Source organism: Pseudomonas sp. FG13, assembly GCF_057809755.1.
The window spans coordinates 82,961-99,653 of the sequence record NZ_JBMDKO010000006.1 but is presented as its reverse complement, the minus strand read 5'-3'; the positions used below and the strand labels follow the sequence as shown (position 1 = coordinate 99,653).

Here is a 16,693-nt window from a genome sequence, read left to right as displayed (position 1 = left end):
CGCGAGCAAGCTAGGCTCCCACAGGATAGGTGGCTTGACCGAGGAGCCTTGTTCGTTCTCTACAAAGCACTATTCCACAAATCCGTCACCAGCATGCAACCCGGTGCGTGGGTGATGCACAGCGGCGGACGGGAGGCCTGGACCACCGATTGCGGGGTTACGCCACAGGCCCAGAACACCGGGATCTCATCCGCCTCGACCGGCACGGCGTCGCCGTAATCGGGTCTGTCCAGGGATTGAATGCCAATCAGCGAAGGGTCGCCGATGTGTACCGGAGCGCCATGGACATTGGGCATGCGACCAGTGATCTGGATCGCCTGGATCGCGGCGGCGGCTTTCATCGGCCGCATGGTCACCACCATTTTGCCGGAGAGCCGGGCGGTGGGGCGAGTGTCGATGTTGGTGCGGAACATGGCGATGTTACGGCCCAGATCAATGTGTCGCAGCCGAATGCCGGCTTCCAGCAACGGTTGTTCGAAGGAGAAGGAACAGCCCAGGGCGAAGGCGACCATGTCGTCCTGCCACAGATGCTCGATGTCCAGCGGTTCTTCGCTCAACTCGCCGTCACGGAAAACCCGGTAGCGGGGCACTTCGTGGCGGATGTCGATGGGGTCGCCCAGGTTGCGAAAGTACGGGTCGCCGGGTTCGGTCACGTCCAATAGCGGGCAGGCCTGGCGATTGAGGGTGCAGTAGCGTAGGAACTCGTTGGCCCAATCGCCGGGGAGGATCACGATATTGGCTTGTACCCGTCCCTTGCCCAGGCCGCTGGTGTGCCCCTGATACTGGCCGGCTGCAATGCTCTGGCGCAGGGCGAGGGGGGCGTACTGTTGCAGTTGTTCAAATGACAGGGCGGGAAGGGACATCAGGGTTTCTCCTTGTGGTTGTCGGTCCTTTTTAGAAAACCCAGGCGATGACGTCCAACAAGGAATGTTGCTACCCCGCGACAAATAAAAGTTATTCGAGGGGCACCGGGCCGTTCAGACCGGGCGCTGCCACCATGCGTTGCGGACCCACATCCAGGGCATATTGACCCACCACCTGGCGGCTCATCTGAACGATGCTCTCGATCAGCTCTAGTCCAACGCCCGCGCGCCAGGAAGCAACGACGTTCAACTGGGGCAGGGACGTGCCCGGCTCCAACTGGATCAGCTCACCGCTCGCCAGGGGTTTGGCCACCAACGCCGCGGGCAGAGCGCCGATACCGAAACCGTCACGAATCAACCGCGTCATGGCCGACACCGAGTTGACACAACTGACCCGTGGCGCGTTGACCCCCTGGGCATACAGCAGGTTGAGTACATCCTGATGGGGGCGTGACTGCTTGACGAACGTGATGATGCGCTCACTCGCCATCTCGGCCAGCGACGCATAGGGCCGGGCATAGATCGAATGACTGGCGGCGATCCAGTGCATGGGGTAGTGCCCCAATTCGAGGTTGCGCACACTTTCGTGGCGGACCAGGTCGGTCTGGAAAGCGATGTCCAGGTAACCCTTCTGTAGCTGATCGCACAAATTGCGTGCAGCGTCGGCGGTGATTTCGATTTCCACCGCCGGAAAGGCCTGCATCAGCATCGACATCAGGGGACTCAGCCACGTGTGGATCACCGTATCCATCACGCCGATGCGCACCAGGCCTTGCTGTTCGTTGCCGGTGTCCAGGGACTGTTTCAGCGCACGCTGGACCTCGAGCATCTGCTCGGCGTAGTTGAGCACCTTGAAGCCTTCAGGCGTCAGCGACACCCCCCGGGAGTCGCGGACGAACAGGCGCAGGCCCAACTCGTCCTCCAGCGATGCGATCCGGGCGGAAATCGCCGCCTGGGTGCTGAACATCTTTTCGGCGGTCAGGCTGAAGCTCTGCAGGCGTGCCACCCAGACGAAGGTTTCGAGGAACTTGAGGTTCATGACGGGTCTCTTGGTGCGTGTGGTTCTTATGATTGCAATTGTTACTCCAGATCAGGCCATCGAGCGCATCAATTTTTCTTATGTCCGACCGGGCTTTTTTTCCGTTTGACGCTTTCAGAGCGTGGCGCGAAGAATCCACGCCGACGACGCAGCTCACTGCGCCCGTGTCCGAACGACAACGTCTTCACACAAGAATAACGAGGCGCCCGCAGAGCCCCCCGAGAGGGTCCGCTCGCGCCGATAAAAGGAGCACGCATGCAGCATTTCAGATCCTCCCCCCGGATATACACCCCAATCGGTACGGTGCTTGGCTTGAGCCTGATCGGCGTGCCTGCCGCCCAGGCGGACTTCATCGCCGACAGCAAAGGCAGCCTGGAGGCGCGCAACTTCTACTTCAACCGCGACTTTCGCCAGGAAGGTTCGCGGGACAAGGCCGAGGAGTGGGCCCAGGGCTTCCTGTTGCGGATCGAATCGGGCTACACCGCCGGCACCGTCGGCTTCGGCCTGGATGCCTTGGGCATGGCCGGTTTCAAACTGGATTCGGGTGGCGGTACGGCGGGCACCAACCTGTTGCCGGCGGATTTGTCCGGAGGGTCGCAAGACCGCTACGGCGAACTGGGCCTGACCGCCAAGGTGCGGGTATCCAACAGCACCCTCAAGGCGGGAACGCTGCAGATCAAGGACCCAGTGGTGAGCTCCAACGATACGCGGCTGTTGCCGGCGACGTTCAAAGGTGGACTGTTGAACGTGCAGGAAATCGATCGATTGAAGCTGACCGGTGGGCAGTTCACCCAGATCAACGTCGTCGATTCCACCGATTATCAGGACATGACCGCCAACCGTATCGGCGGCACCAGTGACAAGTTCCAGTTTGCCGGGGCGGACTATCAGTTCCTGCCGAACCTCACGGCGCAGTACCGTTATGGAAAACTGCAGGATATCTACCAGCAGAACTACCTCGGGTTCGTCCACACCCTGGACCTGGGGGGCGGCCAGGCGCTCAAGAGCGACGTGCGCTATTCGCGCAGCACCGAGGACGGCAACTTCCGCAACATCGACAACCAGGCCTTCGGCGCGCTGTTTACTTACAGCCTGGGTGGGCACGCACTGGGTCTGGGTTACCAGCGCATGAGTGGCGACGATCCTTTCCCGTATATCAGCCGTAGCGACCCGTACCTGGTCAACTTCGTCCAGATCGGCGACTTCGCCAACGTCGACGAACGTTCCTGGCAAACCCGCTATGATTACAACTTCGCCGCACTCGGTGTCCCTGGGTTGACGTTCATGACCCGCTACATTTCCGGTGATAACGTCCAACGTGCCGCGCCGGGGGAGGGCAAGGAGTGGGAACGCAATACCGACATTGCCTATGTCGTGCAGGACGGGACATTGAAAGGACTTGGGTTCAAATGGCGCAACGCCTCGGTGCGCTCGAATTTTGGCAATGACCTGGATGAGAACCGGTTGATTGTCAGCTATACGATGGCGCTCTGGTAGCACTGGGAGTGCAAGGCGCTGTTCCAATGGACAGCGCCTATAACAAGTTAAAAAATATAATCAATTTTTCATGGGGTTGCGGTTTCGGCCACTGATCCAGTGTTCTCAGAAAACGCACCCGTCCGATTGAGTCATTGCGCGACGCAAGCCATTTTTTGCGACTTTCTCCCTGTTTGCTGGCTCAAAGGCCACTCATCCGACTGCTGAAAATAAGGAAACTTATGGGTTTCCTTTGTTTTGTTTTTTGTCATACTCCACCTGCGAGTCGGCAGAGGTGCCTGCTTGCCCGGTATTAGTACTGGCTAATAACAATTCCACCAGCAGGAACCCACGCCATGAGTATTCTCGGTCAACACGCTACAGCGGCTCCCACCGAACAACTCGCTACCGCACTTGCACGCATGAAACAGGCCCACCTGGACGAAGGGCCCGCAAGCCTGGCGTTGCGCCGTGACCGTCTGGATCGGGCGATTGCCCTGCTGCTGGATAACCGTGAAGCCATCGTCGCGGCGGTGTCTGCGGACTTCGGCAACCGCAGCCGCGAACAGACTCTGCTGTCGGATATCGCCGGCTCGGTGGCGAGCCTCAAACATTGCCGCGAGCACCTGGCCGAGTGGATGCAGTCGGAGACGCATCCGGCTCCGTTCCCCGGTTGCGAGGCGCGGGTCGACTATCAGCCGTTGGGTGTAGTGGGGGTGATCAGCCCGTGGAATTTTCCCATCGTGCTGGCCTTCGGGCCGCTGGCAAGCATTCTTGCTGCCGGCAACCGGGCGATGCTCAAGCCCTCGGAACTGACCCCGCGTACCTCGGCGTTGATCGACGAATTGATCGCCCGTTATTTCGACGAGCGCGAACTCTGCACGGTATTGGGCGATGCGCAGATCGGGGCGTTGTTCAGTGCGCAACCGTTCGATCATCTGATATTTACCGGCGGGACGTCAGTGGCCCGGCACATCATGCGTGCCGCCTCCGCCAACCTGGTGCCGGTGACCCTGGAACTGGGTGGCAAGTCTCCGGTGTTGGTTTCCCGTAGCGCCGACCTGGCTACCGTGGTGCAGCGGGTATTAACGGTTAAGACCTTCAACGCCGGCCAGATCTGCCTAGCCCCGGACTATGTGTTGTTGCCGGAAGAGTTGCTGGAGGACTTCGTCGGCGAGGCCACTCGTTTTGTCAGCACCATGTACCCAACCCTGCGCGGCAACGCCGACTACACGTCGATCATCAACCCGCGCAATTTCGACCGTCTGCGGGGTTATCTCGCCGATGCCGAGGCCAAGGGTGCGCGACTGGTGGAGATCAACCCGGCGCAGGAAGACCTTAGCGACCGCGAGATCCGCAAGATCGCCCCGACCCTGGTGCTCGATCCCAGTGAGGACATGCAGGTACTGCGCGAGGAAATCTTCGGCCCGTTGTTGCCGATCAAAACCTATCGCGACTTCGCCACGGCCATCGACTACGTCAACGGGCAGCCTCGGCCATTGGCGGCCTATTATTTCGGCGAGGATGCGAATGAACGCGAGCAGGTGCTGGCGCGCACGACGTCGGGCGGTGTGGTGATCAACGACGTGATGAGCCATGTGCTGTTCGAGGCGCTGCCCTTTGGCGGGGTCGGTCACTCGGGCATGGGGGCCTATCATGGCGTCTATGGTTTCCGTACCTTCAGCCATGCCAAGGCAGTGGTGGTGCAGAGCGCCATCGGTGAGTCCAACCTGGCGATGCGTGCTCCCTACGGCCCGATGATCCATGGCCTGCTCGACCACTTGCTGACGGCCAACTGAGGCCCCGGGAGGCTGACCATGAACCTGTTGCAAACGCTCAAGGCCAAGCTGCTGCGCGCCCTTGCCAAGCGCATGAAAGGCAAATTCATCTACGACGCGGCACGTTATCCGCTGCGCGCGGTAGAGGAACGGCACATCCCGACAGCCTGGGGGCCGGCGCGGGCGCTGTTCTACTGGCCCGATACGTCGCCTGGGGAACCTCTCCCGGTGTACCTGAACCTGCATGGCGGTGGATTCGTCGCTGGAGTGCCGGAGCACGACGACAGCTATTGCCGCCGTCTGGCTCACAACCTGGGTTGCCTGGTGGTCAATCTGGATTATGTCCTGGCGCCCGAGCATCCCTTTCCCGCAGGTTTGCGTCAGAGTTTCGAGGTGTTGGAGTGGCTGGCCGGGCAGGGTGCGACGCTGGGTATCGACCCACAGCGTATCGCTGTCGGAGGACACAGTGCCGGCGGCAATCTGGCTGCCGGGCTGGCCAATCTGGCGCGAGGACATGAGCGACTCAGGGTGGTGCACCAGGTCATCGATTATGCGGCGCTGGACGTCTCCCAGGCTCCTGAACTGAAGCATTCGACGATCGACAAGCCGCTGCTCGGTCCGGGCTTGATGCGCTTCTTTAACCAGTGTTATCTGAGCGACCCGACCCAGGCCCGCGATCCCCTCGTCTCGCCGTTGCTGGCGCCGGTCGAGGCATTACGGGGCCTGCCTGCCGCCACATTGATCACTGCCGAGTACGATATTCTGCGCGCCGAAGGCCAGGCTTATGGGGAGAAACTGCGTCAGGCCGGCGTTGCGGTGAACGAGAGAATGTTCCCAGGCTGCGATCATATGTTCACTCACCTGGGGCCGGATGCTTCTGCGGATGAGGCGTGGCAGTTCATCGAGGATGGGTTGCGCGGGGCTTTTGCGGGGGTGGTGGAAGAGGTCGATGGCGCAATGGTCGGGAATCTCTGAGCACCCCTGTGGCGAGGGGATGAATCCCCTCGCCACAGGGTACTATGTTGCTTGTTTGATTAACGCTAGCCAGGATCCGTCATGCCTGAAACCTCCCCACAGGCCGTCAAGCGCGGGCGGGGCCGTCCGCCACTGCGCAGTCGCGAGGAACAGATGAATCTGTTGCTCGATGCGGCGGCGCAGATACTCGGCAGTGGCAACTTCGCCAACGTCACCATGGACACCATCGCCCGCGCCACCGGCATCTCGAAGAAAACCCTCTACCAGCTGGTCACGAGCAAGGAAGCGCTGCTTTCGCAATTGGTGGCCCGGGACCTGTCGACGCTCGAGCTGTTGTTGGAAAGCGGTATCGACTGCGCCGAGGGTCTGCTCAGTGAACTGCGCATGTACCTGACCCTATGGGCGCGCCTGACCTTGTCGCCGTTGGCGCTAGGACTCTACTTGATGGCCGTGGAAGGACGTGAGACTGCACCGGACATCGCCAGGATCTGGTATCAGGAAGGCGCCGAGCGATGCCTGGGCCTGTTGCACAGTTGGTTGGACAAGGCAGCGGGCAAGGGGCTTCTTGTTCAGGAGGATGTCGAACCGGCGGTCGAACTGATCGATGCGTTGCTGATCTCGCAACCGCTCAAGCTGTTCACCCTCGGGGTCCAGCAGAGTTGGTCCGACGAACAGATCGGCCAACGGGTGGACGTGGCCCTCGACATGTTTGGGCGTTGCTTCATCCAGCACGAATAGAGTTGGGATGAGCCTTTGGCAAGAGAACTGTGGGAGCAAGGCTTGCCCGCGATGAAGTTAACGCGGTTTGTCCTGAAACCGAGGCGCCTTCATCGCGGGCAAGCCTTGCTCCTACAGATACTCTCGCCATGGATCCTTAATCCCCCGCCGACCGCCGCGACAGCCGATACGACAGTTGAGCTCGGGTCAGACCAAGCCGGCGCGCCGCCTCGGAGACATTGCCTTTCACCTCGGCCAGGCAATGGTCGATCATTGTTTCCTCGATCTCCTGCAGTGACAGCCGACTCAGGTCCTTGCCGCCGAACAAGGCCTGGATCGCCTCGTTGCCAGCATGGACGGGCGCGACAGGCGCAGGGGTGGCCGGGTCATTCGGAGCGGCCGCCAGTTGGCCCCGGTTGCCAATGGAAAACATCGGCTGGGCCAGGCGTTCGCCACTGGTGAACAGGTGGGCCAGGTCGATGGCCCCGCCATCCGGCGCACTGATCACGCCGCGCTCCACCAGGTTCTGCAGCTCGCGGATGTTGCCCGGAAAGTCATAGGCGAGCAGGGTGTCGGCCGTGCGCGGGGTGAAGCCACTGATCTGGCGGCCATGATGGCGGGTGAAGCGGTGCAGAAAGTGAGTCATCAGCAACGGGATGTCTTCCTTGCGCTCGCGCAAGGGTGGCAGGTGGATCGGGAAGACATTCAGGCGGAAGAACAAGTCCTCGCGAAACTCGCCGCGTTGTGCGGCGGCGCGCAGGTCGACGTTGGTCGCGGCGACCACCCGCACATCGACCTTCAAGGTCCGGCTGCCGCCGACCCGCTCGATCTCACCTTCCTGCAAGGCCCGCAACAGTTTGCCTTGGGCGACCAGGCTGAGGGTGGCGATTTCGTCGAGGAACAGCGTACCGCCATCGGCTCGCTCGAAACGCCCGGCGCGGGATTGGGTGGCACCGGTGAAGGCGCCGCGCTCAACGCCAAACAGCTCTGATTCCATCAGGTTTTCCGGAATGGCGGCGCAGTTGATCGCGACAAAAGGCGCATCGTGTCGCGGACTGATGCGGTGCAGCATGCGTGCGAACATTTCCTTGCCGACGCCGGATTCACCGGTGAACAGCACCGTCGCCTGGGTCGGGGCGACTCGGCGCAGCATGTGGCAGGCTGCGTTGAAGGCCGAGGAGATGCCGACCATGTCGCCGTCCTGGGTCGGTTGCGGATCGGTTTGCGGGTCGGGCGGCGATACGCCCTTGCCGCCAGGGCTGGGAGGTACCGTGCTACGCCCGCTGCTGCTGACGAAAGGTTCCGCTTTCAGGGCGGCCAGGTCTTCTTCGGCATCATCCCATTCTTCAGCGGGCTTGCCGATCAGCCGGCAGATGCTGGAACCGGTGGAGCGGCATTCGACCTCGCGGTAAAGGATCAATCGACCGACCATCGCCGAGGTGTATCCGGTGGCATAGCCGGTCTGCATCCAGCACGCCGGCTCGGTGCCGATGCCGAACTGAGCGATGTGCTCGTCATCCTCGCTGGAGTGGTGCCAGAGGAATTCGCCGTAATAGGTGCCCAGGTTCATATCGAATTCGAAATGCACCGGCTCGACTTTAACCGCGCCTTCGATGGCGTGGATGATCGGGCCGGCGGCGAACAGCGCCAGGAAGTCGGCCTCGGGGAAGCGTTCCTTGATCAGTGCCGCGTCCCGCGCACCGCAGTGGTAGCCGGTGCGCAGCAGGATGCCACGGGCACGGGCCAGGCCCATGCTTTCAATCATCTCCCGACGAAGCGCGCCGACGCCGCTGCTGTGCATCAACAGCATGCGTGCGCCGTTGAGCCAGATGCGCCCGTCACCCGGGCTGAACATCAGGCATTCGGTCAGATCCTGAAGCGTAGGGGCGGCGCCGGGCGGCAACTGCTCGCTGGCGCCGCGCACGTGTTTCTTTCGGACTCCGCCGGAGAGTTCGGCCAGGGAGATCAGCTTGTCTGCCATCGGAAATCCTTAATATGAGTAATCATAATCTGCATAGTGCAGCATGAAATTGCTGAAATCATCACTTTTTTCGGCGCCCGATTTCCCCCGTCTCACGTCGATATTCACCAAGAATGTCTGTATGCCGCGAGCTTGAGCGGTTGCCCCGTTATTGCCGTTAGATGGCATATCGCTTGCTACAACTAGTTACCGAGCTTAACTAGTTCGGCAATAACAATATGACTTGGCTGCCCGCTTTCATGGGAGGCAGTACGAGCACGAATCGGGAAACCCGTATGAAGCTGACCAGCAAAAGGATCGTCGTGACCGGAGTCTCTTCGGGCATCGGCGCCGAGACAGCCCGAACCCTGCGTGCCCACGGGGCCATCGTGATCGGCATGGATCGCAACGAGCCCAACCTGAGCCTGGATGACTTTGTCCAGGCCGACCTCAGTCACCCCGAGGCCATCGATGCCGCCGTGCGCCGGTTGCCGGAACAGATCGACGGCTTGTGTAACATTGCCGGAGTGCCAGGAACGGCCGATCCGCAGCTGGTGGCCCAGGTCAATTACCTCGGCCTGCGTCACCTCTGCGCGGCGGCGCTGCCGCGGATCCGCGCCGGCGGCAGTATCGTCAACGTTGCCTCTATTCTCGGTGCGCAGTGGCCGCAGCGGTTGGAACTGCACAAGGCCCTGGCCCGCACGGAGAGCTTCTTCCAGGGACAAGCCTGGTTGGCCCAGCACCCGGTGCCCCAGGAGAGCTGCTACCAGTATTTCAAAGAAGCCCTGATCGTCTGGAACTACGTGCAGGCCCAGCCCTGGTTCCTGCAAACCTCGGTGCGCATGAACAGCGTGGCACCGGGCCCGGTGTTCACGCCCATCCTGGGTGATTTCGTCAGCATGCTCGGCCAGGAACGTGTCGAGGCCGATGCTCATCGCATGAAGCGTCCGGCCTATGCCGATGAGGTGGCGGCTGCCATCGCCTTCCTGAGTGCGGACGAGTCCCGCTGGATCAACGGCGTCAACCTGCCTGTGGATGGCGGCCTGGCGTCCACCTACATCTGAACGAGGAACCACCGCCTGCGCATTTGCGGGCCGCTCATTGCCGGTCGTTTTCCAGACAACACGTTTCCAAACAACAAGAACAATGAGGAACACCATGCACAACACTCGATGCTACCCGGGCTTCAAGCGTTCCACCTTGGCACTCTCGGTGTGCCTTGCCGGCCTGGCCTCACAGGCTCAGGCCGCCCAGATCGATCTGGGCGACAGTGACTGGCGCCTGCGCTGGGACAACACCATCAAGTACAGCCAGGCCTGGCGCTTGCAGGGTGCTGACGACCACCTGACCAACGCCTCCACGGCGGGCGGCTTGTACCCTTCGATCCAGGGCCAGGGCGACAAGAACTTCAGTCGCGGCCTGGTCTCCAACCGGTTGGACCTGTTCAGTGAGATGGACCTGAGTCGGGAAAACTACGGGCTGCGTCTCAGCGGTGCGGCCTGGTACGACGATGTCTATAACAAGGACACCGACGACAGCGCGAATCCACACTTCCTCAGCGATACCCGCGAACTGCACGGGCGCGACGCCGAACTGCTGGACGCCTTCGTGTTTCTGCGCGGTGATGTCGGTGACGCGAGCCAGGGCACCGTGCGCCTGGGCCGCCACAGCCTGATCTATGGCGAGAGCCTGTTCTACGGCAGCAACGGCATCGCCGCCGCCCAAGGACCCACCGACGTCGTCAAGCTGCTCAGCGTACCGGGAACCCAATTCAAGGAAATCCTGCGCCCGGTCAATCAAGTGTCCGGCCAGTTGCAGATCAACCCGCAGTTGTCCGTCGGGGCCTACTACCAGTTCGAGTGGGAACGTTCCAACGTGCCCGGAGCAGGCAGCTACCTGAGCGATAACGACGGCATCGGCAAGGGGGCAGGGGACTGGACCGAGGTGTTTGGCAACACCACCGTCCATGCTTCCGATATCGAGGCCAAGAACTCGGGGCAGGGCGGCATGCAACTGCGTTTCAAGCCCGAAGGCACCGAACTGGAACTGGGTTTCTACGCCGCCCAGTATCACGACAAGACGCCAAGTGCGCTGTATGCCTACCTGGACGGTGCGGCGGCCGCCGCCACCGGGCTGCCGATCCTGAGTTCCTATCGCCAGGTCTACGCCGAAGACATCAAGACCGTCGGCGCCAGCTTCTCCACCGCATATGGCCCGTTCAACTTCGCTGGTGAAACCTCGGTGCGCTGGAACGCCCCCCTGGTCAGCAACCTGCAGGTGGTGACACCGGGCACCGCGGCGGACAACAACGGTGATGCGCTCTACGCCAGGGGCAAGACCGCGCACGTGAACCTGTCGACGATCTACCTGCTATCGCCCGGCGCGCTTTGGGACGGTGGTTCGGTACTGGCCGAACTGGCCTGGAACCGTACCCTCAGCGTGACAGACAACCCGGGGGCACTGGACCCCAACACCACCCGGGATGCCACCGCGCTGCGGGTGTTGGCCGAACCGGCTTACTTCCAAGTGGCCGACGGTCTCGACCTGAGCGTACCGGTGGGTTTCGGCGTGGGTCTCGACGGTCGCTCCTCGGCCGTCAGCAAGGGTGGTTTCGGCAACTCCCACGCCGGTGACTGGAGCGTAGGGCTCAAGGCCACTTACCTGCAGCGCTGGGACTTCGGCATCAACTACGTGAACTTCTTCGGCAAGGCTGCGGCAGGGCTGAACGAGGCGGGCAACTTCAGCTATGCGCAATCGCTGGCCGACCGTGACTTCGTCTCCATGTACGTGAAAACCACATTCTAATAAGAGGTTTCATCCCCTATGCAAAGCCAATTTTCCTTGCGTATGTCGGCCCTGGCCATTGCCTTGCTCAGTGCCGGCGCGGTGCAGGCGGCGGTTTCCCCTGATCAGGCCGCACGGCTCAATACGGAACTCACCCCCATGGGCGCCGAGCGCGCGGGCAACAAGGACGGCAGCATTCCGGCATGGACCGGGGGCTATACGACAGTGCCCGCAGGCTACAAGAACGGCGACAAACGTGCCGATCCCTTTGCCGCTGACAAGCCGCTGTACTCGGTCAGCGCGGCCAACATGGCGCAATATGCCGACCAGCTGTCCGACGGCGCCAAAGCCTTGCTGCAGAAGTACCCCGGTTATCGCCTGGACGTCTATCCGACTCACCGCAGCGCCGCTGCACCGCAATGGGTGTACGACAACACCCTGAAGAACGCGACCCGCGCCACTCTGGAAGTGGACTCGGAAAAAGTCAGCGGCGCCTATGGCGGGATTCCGTTCCCACTGCCACAGAACGGTGCCGAGGTGCTATGGAACTACCGGCTGTCCTGGCAAGGGGCTGACACCTTCTATTCACCGTTCGACACCTGGCTGATGACCGCCGGCGGCAAGAAGATCCAGGCCACCCGGGCACGTTTCTGGTATCAGAGCCCTTATTACTTCAAGGACGGCAGTCTTGAAACCTTCGGCGGCAAGTTCCTCATCGGCAAACTGGCCACGGAGCTGCCATCGTCCAAGGCCGGCGAGGGCTTGATGACCCACTGGGACATGGACCCGGGCAAACGCGCTGCCTGGCAGTACCTGGTCGGCCAGCGTCGGGTACGGCGCGCACCGAACATCGCCTATGACACGCCGGACTTCGTCACCTCGGGTGTGGGTTTCTTCGACGAGGCCTTCATGATTTTCGGCCCGACCGACCGTCACGACCTCAAGCTGGTGGGCAAGAAAGAGCTGCTGGTGCCTTACAACAACAACCGTGCGGCCGCGGCGAAGAGCGACGATCTGGTCAAGCCGAACTTCCTCAACCCGGATCTGGTGCGCTGGGAGAAACACCGGGTCTGGGTGGTGAACGCCACGCTCAAGGACGGTAAGCGTCACGTGGTGCCAAAACGCACCTATTACGTCGACGAGGACTCCTGGCAAGTGCTGCTGGTGGACGGTTACGACGCCCAGGGCAAATTGGGTCGTACCAACTACTCGCTGACCCTGCTGGCCCCGGAAATGCCAGCGCTCACCGCGCAGATGTCGTGGGGCAGCTACAACCTGGAGACCGGTGCCTACTTCCTGAACTCCGCGGCCAACGACCTGGATGTCCAGTACCAGAGCTACCCGCGTCCGCCATCTTCGTTCTTCACGCCTGACGCCATGGCCAACGACAGTTCGCGTTGAGTCATTGCCCAGCGCGCCGGAGCCCCGGCATCGGCGCGTTGCGTTTGGATAACTCTTGAGTGGTGGTTGGAGCGGGATATGAACGGTAACTTTTCACTCGGGCGGGCGTTGTCGGCGATCCTGGCGCTGACGGTCTTGCTGATGTCGGGCTGGACAACGGCCAGCCCCCGGATTGCCTTGCTCGACCAGGCGGCACTGCAGAGTGCCAAGGCCACCCACGCCGCGTTGCTGGCGGTGACTCGCGCTGGCGAACGGTTGGTGGCGGTCGGCGAGCGCGGCATCGTCCTGCTCTCCGATGACTCCGGCCAGAGCTGGCGCCAGGCCCGGGTGCCGGTCAGCGTCAGCCTGACGGCGGTGCAGTTCGTCGATGACGAGCAGGGCTGGGCCGTCGGCCACATGGGCGTGGTGCTGCACAGCACTGACGGTGGCGAAACCTGGGTCAAGCAGCTCGATGGCGTCGCTGCGGCACAGTTGGCGCTGGTTGCCGCGCAACAGGGCGGCGATGCCAAGCATGTCGAAGACGCCGAACGGTTGGTCGCGGACGGGCCGGACAAGCCGTTTCTCGACCTGTACTTCAGCGACCGTCGCAACGGCTATGTGGTCGGTGCCTATGGTCTGATCCTGCGTACCGTGGACGGTGGCGTGACCTGGAAACCGTGGATGCAGCAGGTGGACAACCCCGAGGGCCTCAACCTGTACGGCATTCGTGCAATGGGGGGCGAACTGTTCATCGTCGGCGAACGGGGTCTGTTATTGCGTTCCAGGGACAACGGCAGCAGCTTCCAGGCACTCGAATCACCCTATGACGGCAGTTTCTTCGGTCTACAAGGCAGTGCCAGCGGCGAACTGATTGCCTTCGGCCTGCGCGGCAATGCCTTCTGGTCGGGTGACCAGGGGAGCAGTTGGCGACGTATCGACACCGGCCTGGAAGTGGCCTTCTCCGCCGGCACTCAACTGAAGGATGGGGCGCTGGTCCTGGCCAGCCAGGCCGGTGACCTGTTGCTCAGTTCCGGTCGAGGAAGCCGCTTGCGGCATCTTTCCGGCCCGGCCGGTACCTCGATCGCCGGTCTGGTGGCCGCCCCGGATGGCAGCTTGATCTGCGTCGGCCTGGGCGGGCTGACCCGCCTCGATCAAGCCCTTGTCTCGGCGCAACGCTGAACCTACTTGCCAGAGCGCTATTTGCACAGCCCATGCGGCCGTATTTGGAGTCCGATGTGAACGACCATAATTCCTCCCTCGAACAGCAAGTGGTGATGGCCCGCCTGGAGGATTTCGATCCGCGTTCCGGCAACCTCGGCGAGCGGGGGATCTTCAATCACCGGCCCTGGGTCATGCTGCTCTGCCTGCTGGTGACCCTGGTGCTGGGTTATCAGGCCAGCAAGATCGGTCTCAATGCCAGTTTCGAGAAGACCATCCCGACGTCTCATCCCTACGTGGCCAACTTCCTTGAACAGCGCAGCGAACTGAGCGGCCTTGGCAACTCGATCCGCGTCGCCGTGGCGGTCAAGGAGGGCACTATTTTCGACAAGGATTACCTCGATACCCTCGCCAAGCTCAACGACGAGATCTACTTGCTGCCCGGTGTCGACAAACCCTATATGAAGTCCTTGTGGACACCGACCACGCGCTGGACCGCCGTGACCGAAGATGGCCTGGATGGCGGTACGGTGATTCCGGATAGCTACGACGGCTCGCCGGCCAGCCTGGAGGAGGTGCGGACCAACGTCGCCCGTTCCGGCGAGATCGGTCAATTGGTGGCCGGCAACTTCCAGTCCAGTGTGATTTTCGTGCCGCTGCTGGAAATCAATCCGGCGACTGGCAAGGCACTGGATGCCGGTGAGTTTTCACGGCAACTGGAAGCCTTGCGCGACAAGTACCAGAACGAGCGTATCCAGATCCACATCACCGGTTTCACCAAGATCATTGGTGACCTGATCGCCGGGCTGGGGCAAGTCTTGCTGTTCTTCGCGGTTGCCGTGCTGGTGACCGTGGCAGTGCTCTATTGGTACACCCGCTGTGCGCGCAGCACGGCATTGGTGGTGCTCTGTTCCCTGGTGGCGGTGCTCTGGCAGATCGGCCTGCTCGCCACCCTTGGCTACGATCTGGATCCGTACTCGGCGCTGGTTCCGTTCCTGGTGTTCGCCATCGGCATGAGCCACGGCGCGCAGAAGATGAACGGGATCATGCAGGACATCGGCCGTGGCACCCACCGGGTCGTCGCGGCACGCTACACCTTCCGCCGTCTGTTCGCCGCCGGCATGACCGCGCTGCTCTGCGATGCGGTGGGTTTCGCCGTGCTGATCGTGATCAAGATCCAGGTGATCCAGGACTTGGCGATCACCGCCAGCATTGGCGTGGCGGTGCTGATCTTCACCAACCTGATCCTGCTGCCGATCCTGCTCAGCTACATCGGCGTCGGTGCCAAGGCCGCTGCCCGCAGCTTGCGGGCGGAAACCGCCGAGTTGACCGCGAACGTCAAACACCCGCTGTGGAGTTTTCTCGACCTGTTTACCCGGCGTTCCTGGGCCATTGCCGCCTGCCTGTTCGGCCTGGCCCTGGCAGCAGGCGGGTTTGCCGTCAGCCTGCACCTGAAGATCGGCGATCTGGATCCCGGCGCGCCGGAGCTGCGTCCAGACTCGCGCTACAACCGTGATGCAGCGTTCATGACGCAAAACTACGCGGCCAGTTCGGACATCTTCGTGGTCATGGTGAAAACCCTGGAGGACCAGTGCACCCGCTATCCGACCCTGGCCGCGGTCGATTCGCTGGCCTGGCAACTGGAGCAGTTGCCCGGGGTGGAGTCCACCAACTCCATGGCCGCCATGAGTAAAGTCGCGGCCGCCGGGTACAACGAGGGCAACTTCAAGTGGTACGAGTTGATCCCCAACGACGGCGCCCTCGGCGCCGTGCAGACCCGGGCACCGCGAGAGCTGTTCAACCAGGGCTGCTCGCTGCTTTCGCTCTACGTGTACCTGGCCGACCACAAGGCCGACACCCTGGAGCGGGTGGTGCAGACCAGCGAAGCGTTCATCGCGCAACAGAAACTGCCGGAGGTGAAGTTCATGCTGGCCGCCGGCAGCGCCGGGATCGAGGCAGCGACCAACATCGTGGTGAAAAAAGCCATGCACGAGATGCTGTTCTGGGTCTACGGCGCGGTGATCCTGCTGTGCTGGGTGACCTTTCGCTCCTGGCGTGCGGTGCTGGCCGCAGTGCTGCCGCTGGTACTCACGTCGATTCTGTGCGAGGCGCTGATGGTCGGGCTGGGCATGGGCGTCAAGGTGGCCACCTTGCCGGTGATCGCCCTCGGTGTGGGCATCGGTGTCGACTACGCGCTCTACGTGTTGAGCATCATTTTGGCGCACATGCGTGCCGGTGCCTCGCTGTCCGAGGCGTATTACCGCGCCTTGTTGTTCACCGGCAAGGTGGTACTGCTGACCGGCATCACCCTGGCCATCGCGGTGGCGACCTGGGCCTGGTCACCGATCAAGTTTCAGGCCGACATGGGTATCCTGCTGGCGTTCATGTTCCTGGTAAACATGCTCGGCGCCTTGATCCTGTTGCCGGCGTTGGCTTACTTCCTGTTGCCGCAGAGGTTGTTCGCAAAAAAGCCTGAAGCCTGCGGCGCGTTGCAGGCGGTCGAGGAGGGCTGACGGGGCGGTTCAGCGAGTGTATTCACCGGTGCTATCGATCTGCTTCAGAT

General features: G+C 62.0%; 12 protein-coding genes. 9 read left to right on the top strand and 3 right to left on the bottom strand.

Annotated elements, in window-relative coordinates; genetic code table 11:
• Positions 1–59 precede the first annotated feature (59 nt).
• Both ACODTO_RS07955 and ACODTO_RS07950 read right to left on the bottom strand, forming a co-directional pair.
• Positions 60–863: a putative hydro-lyase gene (locus tag ACODTO_RS07955; protein WP_175386046.1), complete on the bottom strand. Its 804-nt coding sequence runs from the start codon at positions 861–863 to the stop codon at positions 60–62.
• 91 nt (positions 864–954) lie between these two features.
• Complete coding sequence (locus ACODTO_RS07950) at positions 955–1,902, bottom strand: LysR family transcriptional regulator (RefSeq protein ID WP_175363933.1); 948 nt, start codon at positions 1,900–1,902, stop codon at positions 955–957.
• A gap of 255 nt (positions 1,903–2,157) precedes the next feature.
• Here ACODTO_RS07950 and ACODTO_RS07945 point away from each other — a divergent pair, with 255 nt between their 5' ends.
• The 4 genes from ACODTO_RS07945 (at position 2,158) to ACODTO_RS07930 (ending at position 6,869) form a co-directional block, all read left to right on the top strand.
• Positions 2,158–3,399 carry an OprD family porin gene (locus ACODTO_RS07945; RefSeq protein WP_175363934.1) on the top strand — a complete coding sequence of 414 codons (1,242 nt, stop codon included), beginning with the start codon at positions 2,158–2,160 and terminating at the stop codon, positions 3,397–3,399.
• A 335-nt stretch (positions 3,400–3,734) separates the two neighbouring features.
• The gene (locus tag ACODTO_RS07940; RefSeq protein ID WP_489106232.1) at positions 3,735–5,177 is read left to right on the top strand and encodes a coniferyl aldehyde dehydrogenase; all 1,443 of its coding nucleotides are present in this window, start codon (positions 3,735–3,737) and stop codon (positions 5,175–5,177) included.
• A gap of 18 nt (positions 5,178–5,195) precedes the next feature.
• Positions 5,196–6,131: an alpha/beta hydrolase gene (locus tag ACODTO_RS07935; RefSeq protein ID WP_489106231.1), complete on the top strand. Its 936-nt coding sequence runs from the start codon at positions 5,196–5,198 to the stop codon at positions 6,129–6,131.
• Positions 6,132–6,212: 81 nt separating this feature from the next.
• Positions 6,213–6,869, top strand: a complete 657-nt coding sequence (locus ACODTO_RS07930; RefSeq protein WP_489106230.1) for a TetR/AcrR family transcriptional regulator — start codon at positions 6,213–6,215, stop codon at positions 6,867–6,869.
• A gap of 136 nt (positions 6,870–7,005) precedes the next feature.
• Here ACODTO_RS07930 and ACODTO_RS07925 read toward each other — a convergent pair whose 3' ends face one another.
• On the bottom strand, positions 7,006–8,829 hold the full coding sequence (locus tag ACODTO_RS07925) for a sigma 54-interacting transcriptional regulator (RefSeq protein ID WP_489106229.1): 1,824 nt from the start codon (positions 8,827–8,829) through the stop codon (positions 7,006–7,008).
• 275 nt (positions 8,830–9,104) lie between these two features.
• On the opposite strand from ACODTO_RS07925, the gene ACODTO_RS07920 reads away from it, so the two are divergent.
• The 5 genes from ACODTO_RS07920 (at position 9,105) to ACODTO_RS07900 (ending at position 16,643) form a co-directional block, all read left to right on the top strand.
• Positions 9,105–9,872, top strand: coding sequence for a coniferyl-alcohol dehydrogenase (locus ACODTO_RS07920; RefSeq protein WP_139650048.1), 768 nt, complete (start codon positions 9,105–9,107; stop codon positions 9,870–9,872).
• A gap of 94 nt (positions 9,873–9,966) precedes the next feature.
• Positions 9,967–11,613 carry a DUF1302 domain-containing protein gene (locus ACODTO_RS07915; protein ID WP_139650050.1) on the top strand — a complete coding sequence of 549 codons (1,647 nt, stop codon included), beginning with the start codon at positions 9,967–9,969 and terminating at the stop codon, positions 11,611–11,613.
• Between the two features lie 42 nt (positions 11,614–11,655).
• Positions 11,656–12,993: a DUF1329 domain-containing protein gene (locus ACODTO_RS07910; protein ID WP_373682526.1), complete on the top strand. Its 1,338-nt coding sequence runs from the start codon at positions 11,656–11,658 to the stop codon at positions 12,991–12,993.
• Between the two features lie 78 nt (positions 12,994–13,071).
• On the top strand, positions 13,072–14,151 hold the full coding sequence (locus ACODTO_RS07905) for a WD40/YVTN/BNR-like repeat-containing protein (RefSeq protein WP_489106228.1): 1,080 nt from the start codon (positions 13,072–13,074) through the stop codon (positions 14,149–14,151).
• 95 nt (positions 14,152–14,246) lie between these two features.
• Positions 14,247–16,643: an efflux RND transporter permease subunit gene (locus ACODTO_RS07900; RefSeq protein WP_489106294.1), complete on the top strand. Its 2,397-nt coding sequence runs from the start codon at positions 14,247–14,249 to the stop codon at positions 16,641–16,643.
• Positions 16,644–16,693 lie beyond the last annotated feature (50 nt).